Raw genomic sequence first — 18952 nt, forward strand, 5'->3', positions numbered from 1 at the left:
GGCGGCACCCCCAGAACCTGGGGGTGCCGCCCTCGGAATGCTTCAGGACGATGATCCGGAACGGATCAGAAGTCCATGTCCCCGCCCGGCATGCCGCCCGGAGCGGCCGCAGCGGCCTTCTCCGGCTTGTCGGCGATGACGGCCTCGGTGGTGAGGAAGAGCGCGGCGATGGACGCGGCGTTCTGCAGGGCGGAGCGGGTGACCTTCGCCGGGTCGATGATGCCCTCGGCGATCATGTCGACGTACTCGCCCGTGGCGGCGTTGAGGCCGTGGCCGACGGTCAGGTTGCGGACCTTCTCCACGACGACGCCGCCCTCGAGACCACCGTTGACGGCGATCTGCTTGAGCGGGGCCTCCAGGGCCAGCTTGACGGCGTTGGCACCGGTGGCCTCGTCGCCCTCGAGCTCCAGCTTCTCGAACACCTGGGAGGCCTGCAGCAGGGCCACGCCACCACCGGCGACGATGCCCTCCTCGACGGCCGCCTTCGCGTTGCGAACGGCGTCCTCGATGCGGTGCTTGCGCTCCTTGAGCTCGACCTCGGTCGCGGCACCGGCCTTGATGACGGCCACGCCGCCGGCCAGCTTCGCCAGGCGCTCCTGCAGCTTCTCGCGGTCGTAGTCGGAGTCGCTGTTCTCGATCTCGGCGCGGATCTGGTTGACGCGGCCCTGGACCTGCTCGCTGTCACCGGCACCGTCGACGATGGTCGTCTCGTCCTTGGTGATGACGACCTTGCGGGCGCGGCCGAGCAGGTCGAGACCGGCGTTCTCCAGCTTGAGGCCGACCTCCTCGGAGATGACCGTGCCGCCGGTGAGGATGGCGATGTCGCCCAGCATGGCCTTGCGGCGGTCGCCGAAGCCCGGGGCCTTGACGGCGACGGACTTGAAGGTGCCGCGGATCTTGTTGACGACCAGGGTCGACAGGGCCTCGCCCTCGACGTCCTCGGCGATGATCAGCAGCGGCTTGCCGGACTGCATGACCTTCTCGAGGAGCGGCAGCAGGTCCTTGACCGAGCTGACCTTCGAGTTGACGATCAGGATGTACGGGTCGTCCAGGGACGCCTCCATACGCTCCATGTCGGTGGCGAAGTACGCCGAGATGTAGCCCTTGTCGAAGCGCATGCCCTCGGTGAGCTCGAGCTCCAGACCGAAGGTCTGGGACTCCTCGACCGTGATGACGCCTTCCTTGCCGACCTTGTCCATCGCCTCGGCGATCAGCTCGCCGATCTGCGTGTCGGCGGCGGAGATGGAGGCGGTGGAGGCGATCTGCTCCTTGGTCTCCACGTCCTTGGCCTGCTCGAGCAGGGCGCCCGAGACGGCCTCGACGGCCTTCTCGATGCCGCGCTTCAGCGCCATCGGGTTGGCACCCGCGGCGACGTTGCGCAGGCCCTCGCGGACCAGGGCCTGGGCCAGGACGGTCGCGGTCGTCGTGCCGTCACCGGCGACGTCGTCCGTCTTCTTCGCGACCTCCTTGACCAGCTCGGCGCCGATCTTCTCGTACGGGTCCTCGAGCTCGATCTCCTTGGCGATGGAGACACCATCGTTGGTGATCGTGGGGGCGCCCCACTTCTTCTCGAGGACGACGTTGCGGCCCTTGGGGCCGAGGGTGACCTTGACGGCGTCGGCGAGCTGGTTCATCCCGCGCTCGAGACCGCGCCGTGCCTCCTCGTCGAACGCGATGATCTTGGCCATGTGAAGTGGTCCTCCCAGGACGGGGTGGAGACTGCTCCGGACCGCACTGGCGCCCGCGACGGACGGCCTGCGCACCCTGCGGTTCCTTGCCCCGCCTGGCTCGCGGACCTCACCGACGGTCCAAATCTGTCACTCTCACTCGGAGAGTGCTAAGCCCAATGATTAGCACTCGGCCAGGGAGAGTGCAAGCGCCTTGGGGGACCGTCACGCCCACGAGGAGCCCGAGCGGGGCCCCAGGCAGCCGTACCCACCCCGCGCGTCCCGCACACGCACACGCGTGAGGGGCCCGCACCCCGTGAGGTGCGGACCCCTCCGCAAACCGAGCGAGCCGGTGGTCGATGCGCCGCGTCAGACCTGCTGCAGCTTCACCATGTCCGCCTGCGGCCCCTTCTGGCCCTGCGAGATCTCGAACTCGACCCGCTGACCCTCCTCGAGGGTGCGGTAACCGTCCATCTGGATCGCGCTGTAGTGGACGAATACATCCGCACCACCGTCGACCGCGATGAAGCCGTAGCCCTTCTCCGCGTTGAACCACTTGACGGTGCCCTGAGCCATGCCTAACTCCCCTATTACTGGCCCTTGCGCAGGACCGCACTTCGCGGACCCGGGTCAGACCTCACCCCTGGCAGCCCAGTGGGTGTGCGCCGGAACGCGTCGACCGCGGCTGAATGTATCTGCACGGATGCCGTCTGCAACAGGTCACTCGGACGAGAAATCCGGGCGTGGCCGATCGAGGAAAACGCCCGAACTGCGGGTATTCCAGGGCAAGTCGGGCCGGGAAAAACACAACCAACCCGGCATTTCGTGCACACACTTCGCGCACAACTTGACGGGTTCTCATATGCGTTCGGCACTGACGCCGGGCGGGGATCGCCACAACTGTATCGCGCTCAACAGCCGGAATCGCCCCGTCCGCTTTACGGACGGGGCGATCCGGAGGGCGCCGTGCGGCAATAACGGAGGAAGGCTGCGAAAACCTCAGCCGCCGGCGACGGCGGGGATGACGGAGACGGCGGAGCCGTCCGGGGTGGGCGTCTGCAGCCCCTGCTCGAAGCGGACGTCGTCGTCGTTGACGTAGACGTTCACGAACCGGCGCAGCTTGCCGCCGTCGTCGAGGACCCGGGCGGCGATCCCCGTGTGGTTCTTCTCAAGATCGGCGATGACCTCGGAGAGGGTCCCGCCCTCGGCGGTGACCTCGGCCTTGCCGCCGGTGTAGGTGCGCAGGATGGTGGGGATGCGAACGGTAACGCTCATGGGTGAACTCACCTTCGGGTGCGGAGGAACGAGGAGTCGTGAACGGCTGACGTCAGCGGACGGACAGCCCGGCGGCGCGGAACGCCTCCAGCGACGGCCGGATCGTGGCGGACGGCCCCGCATCGACCGCGTCGAGCGTCTTCAGCCCGTCCCCGGTGTTCAGCACCACCGTGGTCAGGGACGGATCGAGCACCCCGGCCTCGATGAGCTTCTTCGTGACGCCCACGGTCACCCCGCCCGCCGTCTCCGCGAAGATCCCCTCGGTGCGGGCGAGCAGCCGGATCGCCTCCACGATCTGCTCGTCGGTGACGTCCTCCACCACGCCGCCCGTCCGTCGCGCGATGTCCAGCACGTACGGGCCGTCGGCGGGGTTGCCGATGGCGAGCGACTTCGCGATCGTGTCCGGCTTCACGGGCCGCACCACATCGTGCCCGTCCTTGAAGGCGCGCGAGACCGGCGAGCACCCCTCGGCCTGGGCGCCGAAGATCTTGTAGGGCCGGTCCTCGACGAGGCCGAGCGCGATGAGCTCCTTCAGCCCCTTGTCGATCTTCGTGAGCTGGGACCCCGAGGCGATCGGCACCACGATCTGGTCCGGCAGCCGCCATCCCAGCTGCTCGCAGATCTCGTAGGCCAGCGTCTTCGAGCCCTCGCCGTAGTACGGGCGGAGGTTGACGTTGACGAAGCCCCAGCCCTCGCCCAGCGGGTCGCCGATCAGCTCGCTGCAGAAGCGGTTGACGTCGTCGTACGTGCCTTCGATGCCGACGAGGTCGCCGCCGTACACCGCGGCCATGACGACCTTCCCGGCCTCCAGGTCGTGCGGGATGAACACGCACGACTTGAACCCGGCCCGGGCGGCCGCCGCCCCGACCGCCCCGGCGAGGTTGCCGGTCGACGAGCAGGACAGCGTCGTGAACCCGAAGGCGCGGGCTGCCTCGACGGCGATGGCGACGACCCGGTCCTTGAAGGAGTGCGTGGGGTTGCCGGAGTCGTCCTTGACGTGCAGGCCACCGGTCACGCCCAGTTCGCGGGCGAGGTTGCCGGCCTCGACGAGCTTGGTGAAGCCGGGGTTGAGGCTGGGCTTGTCCGCCACGTCGGCGGGGACGGGCAGCAGCGGGGCGTAGCGCCAGATGTTCGCCGGGCCGGCCTCGATCCGCTTCCTCAGCGCCTCGGGGTCGCCGGCGGGCAGTTCGTAGGCGACTTCGAGCGGGCCGAAGCAGAGGGCGCAGGCGAAGACGGGACCGAGGTCGAAGCGCTCTCCGCACTCGCGGCAGGAGAGTGCCGCGGCGGGTCCGAGGTCCACAGAAGTGGTAGAGGGTTCAACAGACTGCACAGCCATGGAGGCGAGGCCCTTTCTCCTCATCTTCCTCGCGGCGTACGTCGCCACGAGACGGATTTGGCACCTTCCCCGCCGGGAGCCTCGCCGCGTGAAAACGGGGAGACCGGCTGGAGGGTTGCCGGGGCTTCAACGGGCCGTGTCCCTCTGCCCCTCTGGATGAGCGGTATGGCGCTGGGCGGGGCCCAGGCGTTTGTGGCACGCGCGACCCCGACATAGGACGGCGGTCCGCGTTGTTCAAGACTGTAACGGAAGCGACGGCCCGTTGAGAGGGCCGTCCGCACCGCGAGATGCGTCACAACGTCACCGCAACGAGGAGTCGTACACGTGCTGGAAGAGGTGGAGCGCTGGCTGGCCGAGCGGTCCTGGTCCGCTGCTGATCGTCCGCTCGACGTGCTTCTGGCCGCCAAACGGGAGTCCGGCACCACGGTGAGCGTGGTCCTGCCGGCGCTGAACGAGGAGCCGACGGTCGGCGCCATCGTGGAGGTGATCCGCCGCGAGCTGATGTCGGACGCGGTGCCGCTGGTGGACGAGCTGGTGGTGATCGACTCGGGCTCCACGGACCGCACGGCCGAGGCCGCGGCGGAGGCCGGGGCGCGCGTGGTGCACCGGGACGAGGTGCTGCCGGGGCTGCCTGCGCTGCCGGGCAAGGGCGAGGTGCTGTGGCGCTCCCTGCTGGTGACGTCCGGTGACGTCGTCTGTTTCGTGGACGCCGACCTGCGCGAGTTCTCGGCGGACTTCGTGTCGGGGATCGTGGGCCCGCTGCTGACCGATCCGGGCGTGCAGTTCGTCAAGGCGATGTACGACCGCCCGCTCGGCCCGGAGTTCGGTCCGCCCGGCTCCGCCGGGTCCGCCGGGCAGGGCGGCCGGGTGACCGAGCTCGTGGCGCGCCCGCTGCTGAACCTGCACTGGCCGCAGCTGGCCGGTTTCGTGCAGCCGCTGGGCGGCGAGTACGCGGCCCGCCGGTCCCTGCTGGAGCGGCTGCCGTTCCCCGTGGGCTACGGCGTGGAGCTGGGCCTTCTGGTGGACGCGCTGCACACGGTGGGGCTGGACGCGCTGGCCCAGGTGGACGTGGGCGTGCGCAAGCACCGCCACCAGGACGGGCAGGCGCTCGGCCGGATGGCCGCCGCGATCTACCGCACGGCACAGCTCCGGCTGGCCCGCGGGCACCTGGTGCGACCTGCGCTCACCCAGTTCGAACGGACTCCGGAAGGTTTCGTTCCGCGGACGTACGCGGTGGACACCGAGGAGCGGCCGCCGATGGCCGGAATTCCCGAGTACGCCCGTCGGCACGCCGCGTAAGCGCACGTTTGAGCGGTTCTCCCGGGGGCAAGGCTGGCCACATGGTCGCTGAGCACGTGCACACCGCACCGATCGTCGTCGCCTCCAACCGCGGCCCGGTCTCGTACCGGCGCGGCGCGGACGGCACCCTCGTGGCCGGGCGGGGCGGCGGCGGCCTCGTCTCCGGGCTCAGCTCGATAGAGCAGGACGCCGGGGAGGCGGCGGCCGTGTGGGTGTGCGCGGCGCTCGGCGAGGGCGACCGCGAGGCGGCCCGCGCCGCCGGCCGGAGACTCGACCCGGCCGACACCGGCGGCCACCTCGTACGGATGCTGGACATCGCGCCGGAGACCTTCGCCGCCGCGTACAACGGCGTCGCCAACTCGGTGCTGTGGTTCCTCCACCACATGCTCTACCAGACGCCCCTGGAGCCCACCTTCGACCGGGCGTTCCGGGAGCAGTGGGCAGCCTACGAGGCGTACAACGCGGCCTTCGCCGAGGCCATCGCGGAGGAGGCCGCGGAGGGCGCCGTGGTCCTCGTCCAGGACTACCACCTGGCGCTCGTGCCGGGCCTGCTCCGGGACCTCCGCGCCGACCTGCGCATCGGCCACTTCTCGCACACCCCGTGGGCGCCGCCGGAGTACTTCCGGATGCTGCCGGACGACGTGGCCGGGCAGCTGCTGCGCGGCGTGCTCGGCGGCGACCGGGCCGCCTTCCTGACCCGGCGCTGGGCCGAGGCCTTCGCCGCGTGCTGCGCGGAAGTGCCGGGCGCGGAGGTCCTGCGGGACGGCGAGGGGCAGGCGGCCGAGATCCGTTACGAGGGGCGGACGACGCGACTGGGCGTGCACGGCCTCGGTGCCGACGGCGACTTCCTGCGCGAGCGGGCCCACCGGACGGACGTCGAGGAGCGCATGGCGGCGCTGCGGGAGCAGATCGGCCCGGGGCGCCGGACGATCGTTCGCGTGGACCGCACGGAGCTGTCGAAGAACATCGTGCGGGGGCTCCACGCGTACCGGCGGCTGCTGGAGGAGCACCCGCAGTGGCGCGGCAGGGTCGTGCACATCGCGTTCGCCTACCCCTCGCGCCAGGACCTCGCCGTCTACCGCGACTACACCGCCGAGGTGGAGCGCGTCGCCCGGGAGATCAACTCGGCGTTCGGCACGGAGGACTGGGAGCCGGTCGCGCTGCACGTCAAGGACGACTTCGCGCGCTCCCTGGCCGCGTACCGGCTGGCGGACGTGGCCCTGGTGAACCCGATCCGCGACGGGATGAACCTGGTGGCCAAGGAGATCCCGGTGGCCTCCGACCACGGCTGCGCGCTGGTGCTGTCGCGGGAGGCCGGCGCGGCGGCCGAGCTGGGCGACGAGGCGATCATGGTCAATCCGTACGACGTGGAGGCCACGGCCCGTGCGCTGCACCTGGCCCTGCTGATGGACGCCGGTGAGCGGGCGGAGCGCACGAAGCGGCTGGCCGCGGCGGCGACGGCGCTGCCGCCGGCGCGGTGGTTCGGGGACCAGCTGCGGGCGCTGCGGGCGCTGTGAGCCGACGGCTCCGGCCGGGGCGCGCCGGAGCGCGAGCCGCGCGCCTGCGGCCTCCCCTCCGAGCGGCCGGCGCTTCGGCGCCCCGGGCTGCCGCTCTCCGGCCGCGGGTAGCCATGGTTCATGTCAAATGTCCCGCGCTGGGCCGTACTTGCCGCGGCAAGTGCCGCCGTCCTGGCCGTGATCGGCGGCTGCTCCTCGGAGTCCGCGAAGAACGACGACGCCAAGGGGGCCAAGGGGGCGAAGGGCTCCTCGTCGGCGACGCCGTCGGCGGGTTCCGGCGCGTCCGGGGGCGCTCCCTCCGGTGCGCCGTCCGGTACGCCGCCGTCCGGTTCGCCCCCTCCTGCTGACGGCTCGATACCGGCGGGCCCCGGGCCGCAGCCGGCCTACACCGTCCAGAAGCAGCCCGCCGCCGGCAGCTGCCACTACCGCTTCACCCCGGCCAAGGAGCCCCTGCCCGACCCCGCGTGCACCCCCGGGGCGACGAACCCGAAGGTCACCCAGGCCACGCTGAAGACGACGATCTGCCGCGGCGGCTACACCGCCGGCATCCGGCCGCCCACGAACATCACCGGCCGCGAGAAGACCGCCAACGCCGCTTCGTACGGTTACAAGGGCCCGCTGCGCGAGGCCGAGTACGACCACCTGATCAGCCTGCAGCTCGGCGGCGACCCGAACGACCCGCGCAACCTGTGGGTGGAGCCCCCCTCCCCCGGCCACAAGGCGGGCAAGGGCCCCAACAACCCCAAGGACGTGGTGGAGACCAAGCTCAAGAACGCCATCTGCAACGGCAAGACGGACCTGGTCAAGGCGCAGCGGGCCATCGCGCGGGACTGGACGTCGGCGCTGGACGCGGTCGGCGTGACGGACAAGGGGGCGAAGGACGAGACGGCGGGGGACCCGGACGACGACGGCTGAGGGCCGGGGACGCCGGGCGCGCCGGCCGTGCCGGGTGAGTCAGGCGTCGCCGAGGCGGCCTGCGAGGGAGGTCAGCAGTTCCACGACGCCGCCGGGCCCGTCGACCACGACATCGGCCCGTTCGGCCAGCTCGGTGACCTCCGTGCTTCCGCTGCACACCAGCAGCCCCGGCAGCCCCTCGGAGCGCAGTTTCTCCACGGCGGCGAAGGCGGCGAGGTCGCCGAGGTCGTCCCCCGCGTAGAGCACCGAGCGCGCGCCGCTCTCGCGGACGTACGAGGTGAGGGCGGCGCCCTTGTCGACGCCCGGCGGGCGCAGCTCCAGGACCAGCCGGCCGGGCTCGACGATCAGCCCGTGCCGCTCGGCGAGCGCGTGCAGCGGCTCGCGCAGGGCGTCGAACGCGGCCTGCGGGTGGGGGGCCCGCCGGGTGTGGACGGCGACGGCGCGGCCCTTGTCCTCGATCCAGGTGCCCTGGCCGGCGCCCGAGCCGGCCAGGATTCCCGGCAGCTCCGCCCGGGCGGCCGCGACACCCGGGGGCGGGGCGGGGGCCGTCACGGTGCCGGTCGCGGCGTCCCAGCGCTCGGCGCCGTACTGGCCCAGGACCACGAGCCGCTCCAGGCCCGCGACCCCGGCGAAGCCGCCGTAGCGGACGGCGACGGCGGCCGGGCGGCCGGTGATCACGACGACGGAGCCGAGGCGCGGGGCGATGCGCGCCAGCGCGGCCACGGCGCCGGGGTGCGCCCGGGCCTGCTCGGGGTCGGGCACGATCTCGGCGAGCGTCCCGTCGAAGTCGAGCGCGACCACCGCGTGTTGCGCCCCGGCCAGCAGCGCGGCGAGCCCGTCGCAGCCGGCGGGCGTGGAGGGAACAGGAAGGGAATGGCTGCCCATGCGACCGACCCTACTGGGCGGGACCCACCGGCTAGCGGCGTTCGCGCCGGGCGTCCCGGACGCGCCGCAGCCGGTTGACGGTGACGGGGTCGTGGGCGAGGGCGCGCGGGTCGTCCAGGAGGGCGTTGAGCAGCTGGTAGTAGCGGGTCGGGGTCATCCCGAGCCGCTCCCGCACGGCCCGCTCCTTGGCGCCGGGCCCGGAGAAGGCCTGCCGCTCCAGGGCGAGCACGGCGCGATCCCGCTCGGAGAGACCTTCGAAGGACTCTTCGGAGGAATCTTCGGGGGGACCTTCGCAGGGATCCTCGGAGGGGCCTTCGGAGAGCCCCCGCCCGGGAGACTCCCCGCCCTGTTCCTCTGCCACGCAGTCAGCCTACCGATCCGCCGGCTTACCGGCCGTTGCCGGCCTGCTCCGTGGCGTCCGCATCGCGCTGGATCTCGCCGAGCACGCTCGCGGGGTCGCCGCCCTTGGCGACGACCGAGCCGATCTTCTCCTTGAGGGCCTGGCTGACCTTCGCCCAGGAGGTCTTGTCGACCGGGTAGAACTCGGCGTTCTCCAGCTGGTCCAGGAACGGCTTGAGCCGCTCCTGCTTGCTGTCGGCACGCATCTTGCCGGAGGCGCTGCTGGTCACCGGCAGCAGGTCGTACTGGCTGGTGAAGTCCAGGACGTTCTTGGTGCTGTAGAGGAAGTCGAGGAAGTGGCCGACCTCCTCGCGGTGGCCGCCCGCCTTGAACGCCATGACCCAGTCGGCGACGCCCATGGTGGCCTTGGCCCTGCCGGACTTGCCCGGCAGCGGGGCCGTGCCGAACTTGATGCCCTTGGCCTCGGCCTGCTTCATCAGCGTCGGGTGACCGTTGAGCATGCCGACCTGGCCGTTGCAGAACGCGTTGAAGACGTCCTGCCGGTTGGTGCGGGAGGGGTCGCCGGGGCCGGTGAGGCCCTTGCCGACGAGCTCGTCGCGCAGCCACTCGAACGTCTTGACGTTGTCGTCCGCGTTGATGATGTACGTGCCGTTGTGGTCGGTGTAGCCGCTGCCGCCGCTGAGCATCCACATCATGGTCTCGGCGGGCGCCTCCTCGGGGCCGAGCGGCAGCCCGTACGGGATCTTGACCCCCGCGGTCTGCAGCTTCTTGGCCGCGGCCTGCAGCTCGTCCCAGCTCTCGGGGGCCTTGGCTATGCCGGCCTTGGCGAAGAGGGTCTTGTTGTAGAAGAGCAGGCGGGTGCTGGAGACGAACGGCAGGCCGTACTGCACGCGGCCCACCTCGCCGGCGCGGGCGATCGAGGCGATCAGGTCGGCCTGGGTGGGGATGGTGAGCAGCTGGTCGGCGCTGTAGAGCTTGCCGGTGGCGGCGAAGTCGGCGTAGGCGCCGATCTGCGCGATGTCCGGGGCCTTGCCGGCCCGGACCATCTCGGCGACCTTCTTGTCGACCTCGGTCCAGCTGAGCACCGTGGCCTCGACCTTGATGCCCTTGTTCTGGGCCTCGAAGGCGCGGGCGAGGGCGTCCCAGTACTTCTGGGAGCTGTTCGCCGCGTTGTCACCGTAGTCGGCCGCGACGACCCGCAGCGTCTTGCTGCCGGAGCCGCCGTCGCTGCCGCACGCCGTCAGTGCGGGCGCCAACGCCGCCGTGGCGGCACCTGCCGCCGTCAGACCCAAGAACCGCCGCCGCTGCACTACTGCTTCCCACCTTCGGGGTTTGTGTTGGAGACCGTGAGTTTCCCCCGCGGGCCACCATACGTTCCAGCCGGTTCCGGTTTCGCTTCGGTATCGCTCTTCCCGCGGCCGACGGGGGCTGCTAAGCACGGAGATCGCATAGAGATCACATGGCGATCACCGGCGGATGGAGAAGAAAGCGCATGTCCGAGCCCTCTTCCACCCCTTCCCCCACCCCCTCTCTCACCCCTTCCCTCACTTCTCTGGAGATCACCGCGCAGCCCGGCTGCTGGCGGCGGGCGGCGGAGGCCGCGGCGAACGCCTCCGGTCTGCCGGCGCCGGGGGAACGGGTGGCCGTGACCGGCTGCGGCACCTCGTGGTTCATGGCCCAGGCGTACGCGGCGCTGCGGGAGGCGTCGGGGCAGGGCGAGACGGACGCCTTCCCGGCGTCCGAGTTCCCGGTGTCGCGCACCTACGACCGGCTCGTGGTGATCACGCGGTCGGGGACGACGACCGAAGTGCTCGACCTGATCGGCGAGGTGCGCGAGCGCTGGGAGGTCCTCGCCCTGACCGCCGATCCGGCGACGCCCGTCGTGCGAGCGGCCGACGACGTGGCGGTGCTGGACTGGGCGGACGAGCGGTCCGTCGTCCAGACGCGCTTCGCAACGACGGCGCTGGCGTTCCTGCGGGCGAGCCTGGAGCGCACCGGCCGGCTGCCGGAGGGCGTGAAGCGGGTCGCGGAGGCGGCGGCGGACGCGGAGACGGCGGTGATCGAACCGCTGCCGCGGGCGGTGCACTCCGCCGGGCAGTGGACGTTCCTGGGGGCGGGCTGGGCGTACGGCCTCGCGCAGGAAGCGGCACTGAAGATGCGGGAGGCGGCGGGCGCGTGGACCGAGGCGTACCCGGCCATGGAGTACCGCCACGGCCCGGTGGCGATCACGGGTCCGGGGCGGGTGGCGTGGATCCTGGGCGACGCACCGGCGGGCCTGGAGGCGGACATCTCCCGCACGGGCGGCACGCTCGTGTCGGACGGGGCCCGGCTGGACCCGATGGCGGACCTGATCCGCGCGCAGCGGCTGGCGGTGGCGGTGGCGGAGTCGAGGGGGCTGGACCCGGACGTCCCGAAGGGTCTGACGCGGAGCGTGATCCTGGAGGGGTGACGGGCGGGGCGGCGGACGGGGCGGCTGACGGGGCGGCTGACGGGGGCGCGCGCACCCACCCTCACCGGCGAGTGGACTAGACCTTTCGCGGCCCGGCGCGCGACACTGTCCCCGTGAAACACGTCATCGCGCTCGACGTCGGCGGCACCGCCATCAAGGCCGCCCTGATCGGCCCCGACCACGAACTGCTGCACGAGGCCCGCCGCCCCACCGGCCGCGACCGCGGTCCGGACGCCGTCATCGCCGGCATCCTGGACTTCGCCGCCGAGCTCGCGGCCACCGGCGAGGCCGCCTACGGGCGGCCCGCGGCCGCGGCGGGCCTCGCCGTGCCCGGCATCGTGGACGCCGCCGCGGGCACGGCCGTCTACGCCGCCAACCTCGGCTGGCGCGACGTCCCCCTGCGCGCGCTGCTCAGCGACCGCCTCGGCGGCACCCCCGTGGCCCTCGGCCACGACGTCCGTACGGGCGGGCTCGCCGAGGGCCGCCTCGGCGCGGGCGAGGGCGCGGACCGTTTCCTGTTCGTCCCGCTCGGCACCGGCATCGCCGGGGCCATCGGCATCGACGGCCGCATCGAGGTCGGCGCCCACGGCTGCGCCGGCGAGATCGGCCACATCCCCGTGCGCCCCGGCCCGGCCGGCAAGCCGTGCGGCTGCGGCGGCCGCGGCTGCCTGGAGACCCTCGCGTCGGCCGCCGCCGTCAGCCGCGCCTGGGCGGAGACCAGCGGCGACCCGGACGCCGACGCCGCCGACTGCGCCCGCGCCGTCGACGCCGGCGACCCCCGCGCCCGCGCCGTCTGGCAGGAGGCCGTCGACGCCCTCGCCGACGGCCTCGTCATCGCGCACACCCTGCTCGACCCCCGCACGCTGATCATCGGCGGCGGTCTCGCCGAGGCCGGCGAGACCCTCTTCGCGCCGCTGCGCGCTGCCGTCGAGGAGCGCCTCACGTTCCAGCAGCGCCCCCGCATCGTCCCGGCGGCCCTCGGCGATGCCGCCGGCTGCCTGGGCGCGGGCCTGCTCGCCTGGGACCTGCTCACCACCCACCTCACGGAGGTTTCCGCCTGATGGTCGAACGTACGGTTCTCGCCGGCGCCCGCGTGGTGCTGCCGACCGGTGTGGTCGAGGACGGGCGGGTGACGGTCGAAGGCCGGAGGATCGCCGCCGACGCGAGCGGCGAGCGGCCGACGCTCGACCTCTCGGGCAAGGGCTGCTGGATCGTCCCCGGCTTCGTGGACATGCACGTCCACGGCGGCGGCGGCGCGTCCTTCTCCGCGGGCGACCCCGAAGAGGCCCTCACGGCCGTCCGCACGCACCGCGCCCACGGCACCACGACCATGGTCGCCTCCACCGTCACCGGCGACCTGGACGACCTCGCCCGGCAGGCGGCCGTTCTGTCCGAGCTGACCGAGCAGGGCGACCTCGCGGGCATCCACTTCGAGGGCCCGTTCATCTCCCCGCACCGCTGCGGCGCCCACCAGCCGGAGCTGCTGCGCGACCCGCACCCCGCGGACGTCCGCAAGCTCGTCGACGCGGCGCGCGGAACGGCCCGCATGATGACGCTGGCCCCGGAGCTGGCGGGCGGCCTCGACTCGGTCCGGCTCCTCGCCGACCTCGGCGTCGTCGCGGCGGTCGGCCACACGGACTCCTCGTACGAGGCGACCCTGGACGCCATCGAGGCGGGCGCGACGGTGGCCACGCACCTCTTCAACGCCATGCCGTCGCTCCTCCACCGCGCCCCCGGCCCGATCGCGGCCCTCCTGGAGGACGAGCGGGTCACCGTCGAGCTGATCAACGACGGCACGCACCTGCACCCCTCCGTCCTGGAACTGGCCTTCGCCCGGGCCGGCGCGGACCGCGTCGCGTTCATCACCGACGCCATGGGCGCGGCCGGCATGAGCGACGGCATGTACCCGCTCGGCCCGATGAGCGTCGAGGTCAAGGACGGCGTGGCCCGCATCGCCGACGGGCCGACGGCGGGGTCGATCGCGGGCTCGACGCTGACGCTCGACACGGCGTTCAAGCGCGCGGTGACGATCGACGGGCTGCCGGTCGAGGACGCCGTACGGGCCCTCTCGGCGAACCCCGCACGGCTGCTGGGCGTGGCCGACCGGGTCGGCTCGCTGGAGGACGGCAAGGACGCGGATCTGGTCGTTCTCGACGCCTCGTACGACCTGGTGGGCGTCATGCGCAAGGGCGAATGGGTGGTCAAGCCCCAAGTGCACTGATTCCTCCCGCTCCTGACGCACGGTCGCACTCCGGCCGGAACGGCGGCGGCAGTCCCGAGGTCTGGGCCTGCCGCCGCTGTTTTGGCATGATCGCTCGCGGTCGACGGTCACGTTCTTCGGTCAAGGGAGGGAGACGCCGGTGATCCTCACGGTCACGCTCAATGCCGCGCTCGATCTGACCTACCGCGTTCCGCGGCTGCAGCCGCACGCGTCGCACCACGTCACGGCCGCCGCCGAACGGCCCGGCGGCAAGGGCGTCAACGTGGCCCGCGTCCTGGCCGCCCTCGGCCACACCACCGTGGTCACGGGCTTCGCCGGCGGCACGACGGGCGAGACCCTGCGCCGGCTCCTCGCCGAGACCGTCCCCGGCGACGGCGGCCGCCTCACCGACCACCTCGTCCCCATCATCGGCACCACGCGCCGCACGGTCGCCGTCGTGGACGCCTCCACCGGCGACACCACCCAGCTCAACGAGGCCGGCCCGGACGTCACCGCCGAGGAATGGGCCGGCTTCACGGACACGTACGCGCGCCTCCTGCGCGAGGCCCGCGCCGTCGCCCTGTGCGGGAGCCTTCCACCGGGCGTGCCGGTGGGGGCGTACGCCCATCTCGTACGGCAGGCGCGGGCCGCCCGCGTCCCCGTCCTGCTGGACACCAGCGGCGAACCGCTCCGCCGCGGCATCGCCGCCCGCCCCGACCTGGTCACCCCCAACGCCACCGAACTCGCCGCCCTCACCGGCTCCACGGAGCCCCTCCGCGCGGCCCTCGACGCCCGCCGCCGCGGCGCCCACGCCGTCACCGCGACCCTCGGCCCGGAGGGCGTCCTCGCCGTCACCCCCGACGGCACCTGGCGCGCGACCCCGCCCCGCCGCCTCACCGGCAACCCGACCGGCGCCGGCGACTCGGCCGCGGCCGGCCTCCTGTCCGCCTGGCTCGACGGCCTGCCCTGGCCGGACCGCCTGGCCCGCGCCGTAGCCCTGGCCGCGGCCACCGTAAAGGCGCCCACGGCAGGCGAATTCGACGCCGGGACGTACGAGGACACGCTGCCGCAGGTGAAGGTGACGGCGGCCTGACCTCCCCCAGCGAGCGGAAAGGCACGGCACATGCCCCTCGTACGCACCTCCGACCTCGTCACCTCGGCCCGGGCCACGGGCGAGCCCGTATTCGCCTTCAACGTCATCACCGTTGAACACGCGGAAGCCATCGCCGCAGGAGCGGAATCCGCGGACCGCCCCGCGATCCTCCAGATCTCGGAGAACGCCGTGAAGTTCCACGGCGGCCGCGTGGGCCCGATCGCGGCCGCAGCGTCGGCCGTGGCGGCGGCGTCCACGGCGCGCTTGTCCCTGCACCTGGACCACGTGGAGGACCGGACCCTCCTGCGCCAGGCGCACGCCCACGGCTTCAGCTCGGTCATGTTCGACGCCTCGAAGCTCCCGTACGGAGACAACGTCAAAGCGACGGCGGAGGCGGTCCGTTGGGGCCGCGAACGGGACATCTGGGTGGAGGCGGAACTGGGCCGCGTAGGCGGCAAGGCCGGCGACGCCCACACACCGGGCGTCCGCACCGACCCGGCGGAGGCGGCGGCTTACGTGGCGGACACGGGAGTCGACGCCCTGGCAGTGGCCGTGGGCAGCACCCACGCGATGACGGCCCGCACGGCAACCCTGGACCACGCTCTGATCACGGCCCTACGGGCCGCGGTCCCGGTGCCCCTGGTCCTCCACGGCTCGTCGGGCGTCCCGGACGAGGAACTCCGCCGCGCGGTAGCGGCGGGAATGACGAAAATCAACGTGGGGACGGCTCTGAACACGGCCTTCACGGACGCGGTAAGGGCATTCCTGGAGGCCCATCCCTCCACGGTCGACCCGCGCAGCTACCTGAGGCCTGCGCGGGCCGCTATGGGGGAGACGGTGGCGGGGTTCCTCCGCAACGTCAGCCGCCGTTGGTGAGCCACAGCTGGTCGAGGTGGGATTCGCAGCCGCTGCCACTGCCGCAGTACAGCTTGATGGTGTTCTTGCCCTGGTTCAGGTCGACACGGGTCCAGCTGTTCTGCCAGTTGGAGGGCCACTCGCCCGGCTTCACGTCGCCCCAGATCTTCATGCGCATCGGCAGGGTGTTGGTCTTGCCGTTGACGTCGACCGCGAGGTTGGCGTCCTGACCGGGCACGCCGTAATAGACGTACAGCCGGTAGGCGCCGGTGGACGGAACCTCGACCTCCCACTCGACGCCCGAGCCCTGCTGGTTGGCGACCACCGCATAGGCCCCGCCTTCGGACTTGGCGCCCTTGACCACCGTGTCCGTGGACGCGCCGCCCACCAGCTTCAGCGTCGACGCGTCGCGCTTCAGCTTGCCGACCGCCGACTGATTGCTCGGCTCGGTCTTCTTCTCCGGCTCCTTGGACTGCTTCTTCTTGTCCTCGCCCTGGGGCGCCTTCTGCTCGCCCCCGGCCGCCGCCTGGTTGGACCCGCCGTCGTCCGACGTGCCGCTGTTGGTCAGCATGGCCGCCGTGATGCCGCCGGCCACCACCGCCACCACGGCTATCGCCGCCACCAGCAGCCCCGTTCGCTTCGGGCGGGAGCTGCCGTGGGCGCCGTGGCCGGCCGGGGGGGCCGGCTGGCGGGGGACGCCGCCGGGGAGGGTCTCCGGCGCGGCGTAGTGCGGCGCGGGCTGCGACGCGTGCGGCGGCTGCGGCTGGCGCGGGCCGTACTGGCGTGAACCGACCGTCCGTACCTGGTTGTACGAAGTGCGGGGAACACCCGGCTGCGGCGCGGCCGGGGCGCTGTCGTTGGACCCGCCGCCCTCCGAGCGGTACAGGTGCGCGAACGGGTCTTCGCTCTCCGGCGTACCCGTGCCGTTATTACCGGCCGTCATCCCCTGTCACTCCCAACCTGTGGGCCCATCGCCCACTGGCCAAATCTTTGCGTTCGATTTCACGGTAGGCGGCGGTGCCGCGTTTCGGCGAAGACTACCGCGACGCGGCGACACCTCGCGGTGGGCGGCCTCAACCTGCCCTCCGACCTGCCTTGGCGCGCGACCGCTTCTCGACGTACATGCGCTGGTCGGCGGAGTGCAGCACCTCGTCGGCGGACATTCCGCAGCCCGCCCAGCCAATGCCGAAACTCGCCCCTACCCGGACCGCCCGCCCGTCAACCCTTATCGGCGGGAGGATGGCGCTGCGCAGCCGGACGGCGAGGTCCTCCGCGTCGGCCAGGGCGAGGCCGTCGGCGAGGACGACGAACTCGTCGCCGCCGAGCCGGGCGACGGTGTCACCCTCGCGAACGCCGTTGCTGAGGCGGCGGGCGACCTCTATGAGGACGGCGTCACCCGTGTGGTGGCCGAAGCGGTCGTTGATGGCCTTGAAGCCGTCGAGGTCGCAGAAGAGGACGGCCAGGCCCTTGGTCCCGTCGTCGGGCCCGTCCTCCGGCGGGGCTATGGCGTGCACATGCCCGGGGTAGGCGCCGTCGTGCGCACCGTAGCCGAGCTCGTCCGGGGCGTAGTCGGGCCCGCAGTCCGGCGCGTGGTCGGGCCCGGCCTCCGAGCCGAAGCCGTGGGCGTACACGCCGGCCTGCCCGAGCTCCGCCCCGTGCCCGTAGGGGCCGCCGCCGAGCCCCGCGGGTCCCTCGACGCCCTCCACCTCGGCGAAGCCGTCGAGACAGCCGTAGGGGGCCGCCACGGCGGCCGCGTGCGGCTCGCTGCCCGGCGCCCGGCCGCACAGCCGGCTGCTGAGCCGGGCGCGCAGCTCGGCGCTGTTGGGCAGACCCGTGAGCGAGTCGTGGCTGGCGCGGTGGGCGAGCTGCAGCTCGTGCCGCTTGCGCTCCTCGATGTCCTCGACGTGGGTGAGCAGGAAGCGCGGCCCGTCGGCGGCGTCGGCCACCACGGAGTTGCGCAGCGACACCCAGACGTACGTGCCGTCGCGGCGGGCGAGCCGCAGCTCGGCCCGGCCGCCCTCGGCGGAGGTGCGCAGGAGGGTGCCGATGTCTTCGGGGTGGACGAGGTCGGAGAACGAATAGCGGCGCATCTGGGACGCCGAGCGGCCCAGGAGGCGGCACAGGGCGTCGTTGGTGCGGTGCAGGCGGCCGTGCTGGTCGCCGCCCATCTCGGCGATGGCCATGCCGCTGGGCGCGTACTCGAAGGCCTGGCGGAAGCTTTCCTCACTGGCCCGCAGGGCCTGCTGCTCCCGCTCCAGGCGGACCAGCGCACGCTGCATGTTGGCCCGCAGCCGGGCGTTGCTGATCGCGATGGCGGCCTGGAAGGCGTACATCTGCAGCGCCTCGCGGCCCCACGCGCCGGGCCGCCGGCCGTTGCGCGGCTTGTCGACGGAGATCACGCCGAGGAGCTCGCCGCCCGCGGCGCCCGCGGTGTACATGGGGGCGAAGAGGCGGTCCATGGGATGCCACTCGTCCGGGAAGCGGGGGGCGGGGCCCGCGGTGTGCCACTGGGGCACGTCGTCGTTGTCGAGGACCCAGCCCTCCGTGTACGGAATGAAGCGCAGCGAGCCCCACTGGTCGGCCATGGCGAGCCGCCGCTCCCAGGAGACGCGCGAGCCGACCCGCCCGGCCATCAGCGCTTCCGCACCGGCGCTGCCGGCGACGGCGGCCACGACGAGATCACCGTCGGGCCGTACGAGATTGACGGCGGAGAGCTCGTACCCGAGCCCGGTGACGATGCCGTCCGCGACGGTCTGCAGGGTGTCCGCGAGACTTCGCGCCGTGTTCAGATCGGCCACCACCTGATGCAGCCCGCGCAACGTGGCCAGGCGGACATACGGCTCCGACTCGGTCTCCATCTTCGCTCTCCCCCGAGACCTCGACAGCAACTCCAGGCTTCTTGTCGTCCGTTTACCACGGCCACTGAATCACAGCGAGCTGACCACTCGGTACACAGGGTCAACAATTACGGCCCTCTGTGACTCATGTCACAATGCGTGATCAGGGCCCGCTACTGGCGGCGGTAGAAGTCCTTATGCTTCGTGAACGCAAATCCGGAACGGTACGGACACCCATCCGGACGCCTTCCCGAACCGATGCGG

General features: G+C 72.4%; 17 protein-coding genes and 1 riboswitch. Of the genes, 8 read left to right on the forward strand and 9 right to left on the reverse strand.

All coding sequences use genetic code 11. The features are described from left to right. Positions 1-65: 65 nt before the first annotated feature. The 4 genes from groL to thrC all read right to left on the reverse strand — a co-directional run bounded on the left by groL (position 66) and on the right by thrC (position 4278). On the reverse strand, positions 66-1688 hold the full coding sequence (gene groL, locus ACFZCD_RS18395; RefSeq protein WP_391831963.1) for a chaperonin GroEL: 1623 nt from the start codon (positions 1686-1688) through the stop codon (positions 66-68). 348 nt (positions 1689-2036) lie between these two features. Beyond that, on the reverse strand, positions 2037-2243 hold the full coding sequence (locus ACFZCD_RS18400) for a cold-shock protein (RefSeq protein ID WP_030367227.1): 207 nt from the start codon (positions 2241-2243) through the stop codon (positions 2037-2039). A gap of 423 nt (positions 2244-2666) precedes the next feature. Continuing rightward, complete coding sequence (locus tag ACFZCD_RS18405; protein ID WP_391831965.1) at positions 2667-2942, reverse strand: MoaD/ThiS family protein; 276 nt, start codon at positions 2940-2942, stop codon at positions 2667-2669. 52 nt (positions 2943-2994) lie between these two features. Continuing rightward, a complete protein-coding gene (gene thrC, locus ACFZCD_RS18410) occupies positions 2995-4278 on the reverse strand; it encodes a threonine synthase (RefSeq protein ID WP_391831967.1) in 1284 nt (427 codons plus the stop codon). Positions 4279-4295: 17 nt separating this feature from the next. Continuing rightward, positions 4296-4441: riboswitch (SAM riboswitch) on the reverse strand. 161 nt (positions 4442-4602) lie between these two features. Here thrC and ACFZCD_RS18415 point away from each other — a divergent pair. The 3 genes from ACFZCD_RS18415 to ACFZCD_RS18425 all read left to right on the forward strand — a co-directional run bounded on the left by ACFZCD_RS18415 (position 4603) and on the right by ACFZCD_RS18425 (position 8009). Next, positions 4603-5577 carry a glucosyl-3-phosphoglycerate synthase gene (locus ACFZCD_RS18415; RefSeq protein WP_391831969.1) on the forward strand — a complete coding sequence of 325 codons (975 nt, stop codon included), beginning with the start codon at positions 4603-4605 and terminating at the stop codon, positions 5575-5577. A 41-nt stretch (positions 5578-5618) separates the two neighbouring features. Beyond that, positions 5619-7094, forward strand: a complete 1476-nt coding sequence (locus tag ACFZCD_RS18420; RefSeq protein WP_391831970.1) for a trehalose-6-phosphate synthase — start codon at positions 5619-5621, stop codon at positions 7092-7094. 120 nt (positions 7095-7214) lie between these two features. Beyond that, positions 7215-8009 (forward strand): hypothetical protein, encoded by a 795-nt coding sequence (locus tag ACFZCD_RS18425; protein WP_391831972.1) that lies wholly within the window; start codon positions 7215-7217, stop codon positions 8007-8009. 39 nt (positions 8010-8048) lie between these two features. On the opposite strand, the gene otsB is transcribed toward ACFZCD_RS18425, so the two are convergent. From otsB to ACFZCD_RS18440, 3 genes are all read right to left on the reverse strand, one after another. Continuing rightward, positions 8049-8894, reverse strand: a complete 846-nt coding sequence (otsB, locus tag ACFZCD_RS18430) for a trehalose-phosphatase (RefSeq protein ID WP_391831973.1) — start codon at positions 8892-8894, stop codon at positions 8049-8051. Between the two features lie 31 nt (positions 8895-8925). Continuing rightward, a complete protein-coding gene (locus tag ACFZCD_RS18435; protein ID WP_391832274.1) occupies positions 8926-9123 on the reverse strand; it encodes a DUF3263 domain-containing protein in 198 nt (65 codons plus the stop codon). A 157-nt stretch (positions 9124-9280) separates the two neighbouring features. Beyond that, on the reverse strand, positions 9281-10564 hold the full coding sequence (locus ACFZCD_RS18440; RefSeq protein ID WP_391831975.1) for an extracellular solute-binding protein: 1284 nt from the start codon (positions 10562-10564) through the stop codon (positions 9281-9283). 182 nt (positions 10565-10746) lie between these two features. Between ACFZCD_RS18440 and ACFZCD_RS18445 the strand changes: the two genes are divergently transcribed. The 5 genes from ACFZCD_RS18445 (at position 10747) to ACFZCD_RS18465 (ending at position 15872) form a co-directional block, all read left to right on the forward strand. Next, positions 10747-11703 (forward strand): SIS domain-containing protein, encoded by a 957-nt coding sequence (locus ACFZCD_RS18445; RefSeq protein ID WP_391831977.1) that lies wholly within the window; start codon positions 10747-10749, stop codon positions 11701-11703. A 113-nt stretch (positions 11704-11816) separates the two neighbouring features. Then, on the forward strand, positions 11817-12764 hold the full coding sequence (locus ACFZCD_RS18450; RefSeq protein WP_391831979.1) for an ROK family protein: 948 nt from the start codon (positions 11817-11819) through the stop codon (positions 12762-12764). Continuing rightward, positions 12764-13924, forward strand: coding sequence for an N-acetylglucosamine-6-phosphate deacetylase (gene nagA, locus ACFZCD_RS18455; RefSeq protein WP_391831981.1), 1161 nt, complete (start codon positions 12764-12766; stop codon positions 13922-13924). The genes ACFZCD_RS18450 and nagA overlap by 1 nt, the downstream gene beginning before the upstream one ends. A 139-nt stretch (positions 13925-14063) precedes the next feature. Then, positions 14064-14996, forward strand: a complete 933-nt coding sequence (locus ACFZCD_RS18460) for a 1-phosphofructokinase family hexose kinase (protein WP_391831983.1) — start codon at positions 14064-14066, stop codon at positions 14994-14996. A gap of 30 nt (positions 14997-15026) precedes the next feature. Next, positions 15027-15872 carry a ketose-bisphosphate aldolase gene (locus tag ACFZCD_RS18465; RefSeq protein ID WP_391831985.1) on the forward strand — a complete coding sequence of 282 codons (846 nt, stop codon included), beginning with the start codon at positions 15027-15029 and terminating at the stop codon, positions 15870-15872. On the opposite strand, the gene ACFZCD_RS18470 is transcribed toward ACFZCD_RS18465, so the two are convergent. Further along, a complete protein-coding gene (locus tag ACFZCD_RS18470) occupies positions 15856-16794 on the reverse strand; it encodes a carbohydrate-binding protein (RefSeq protein WP_391831987.1) in 939 nt (312 codons plus the stop codon). The genes ACFZCD_RS18465 and ACFZCD_RS18470 overlap by 17 nt on opposite strands. 130 nt (positions 16795-16924) lie before the next feature. After that, on the reverse strand, positions 16925-18709 hold the full coding sequence (gene cdgB / locus ACFZCD_RS18475; RefSeq protein WP_391831989.1) for a diguanylate cyclase CdgB: 1785 nt from the start codon (positions 18707-18709) through the stop codon (positions 16925-16927). Positions 18710-18952: the final 243 nt, after the last annotated feature.

This window comes from Streptomyces sp. NPDC008001, assembly GCF_042958085.1.
Lineage (GTDB): Bacteria > Actinomycetota > Actinomycetes > Streptomycetales > Streptomycetaceae > Streptomyces.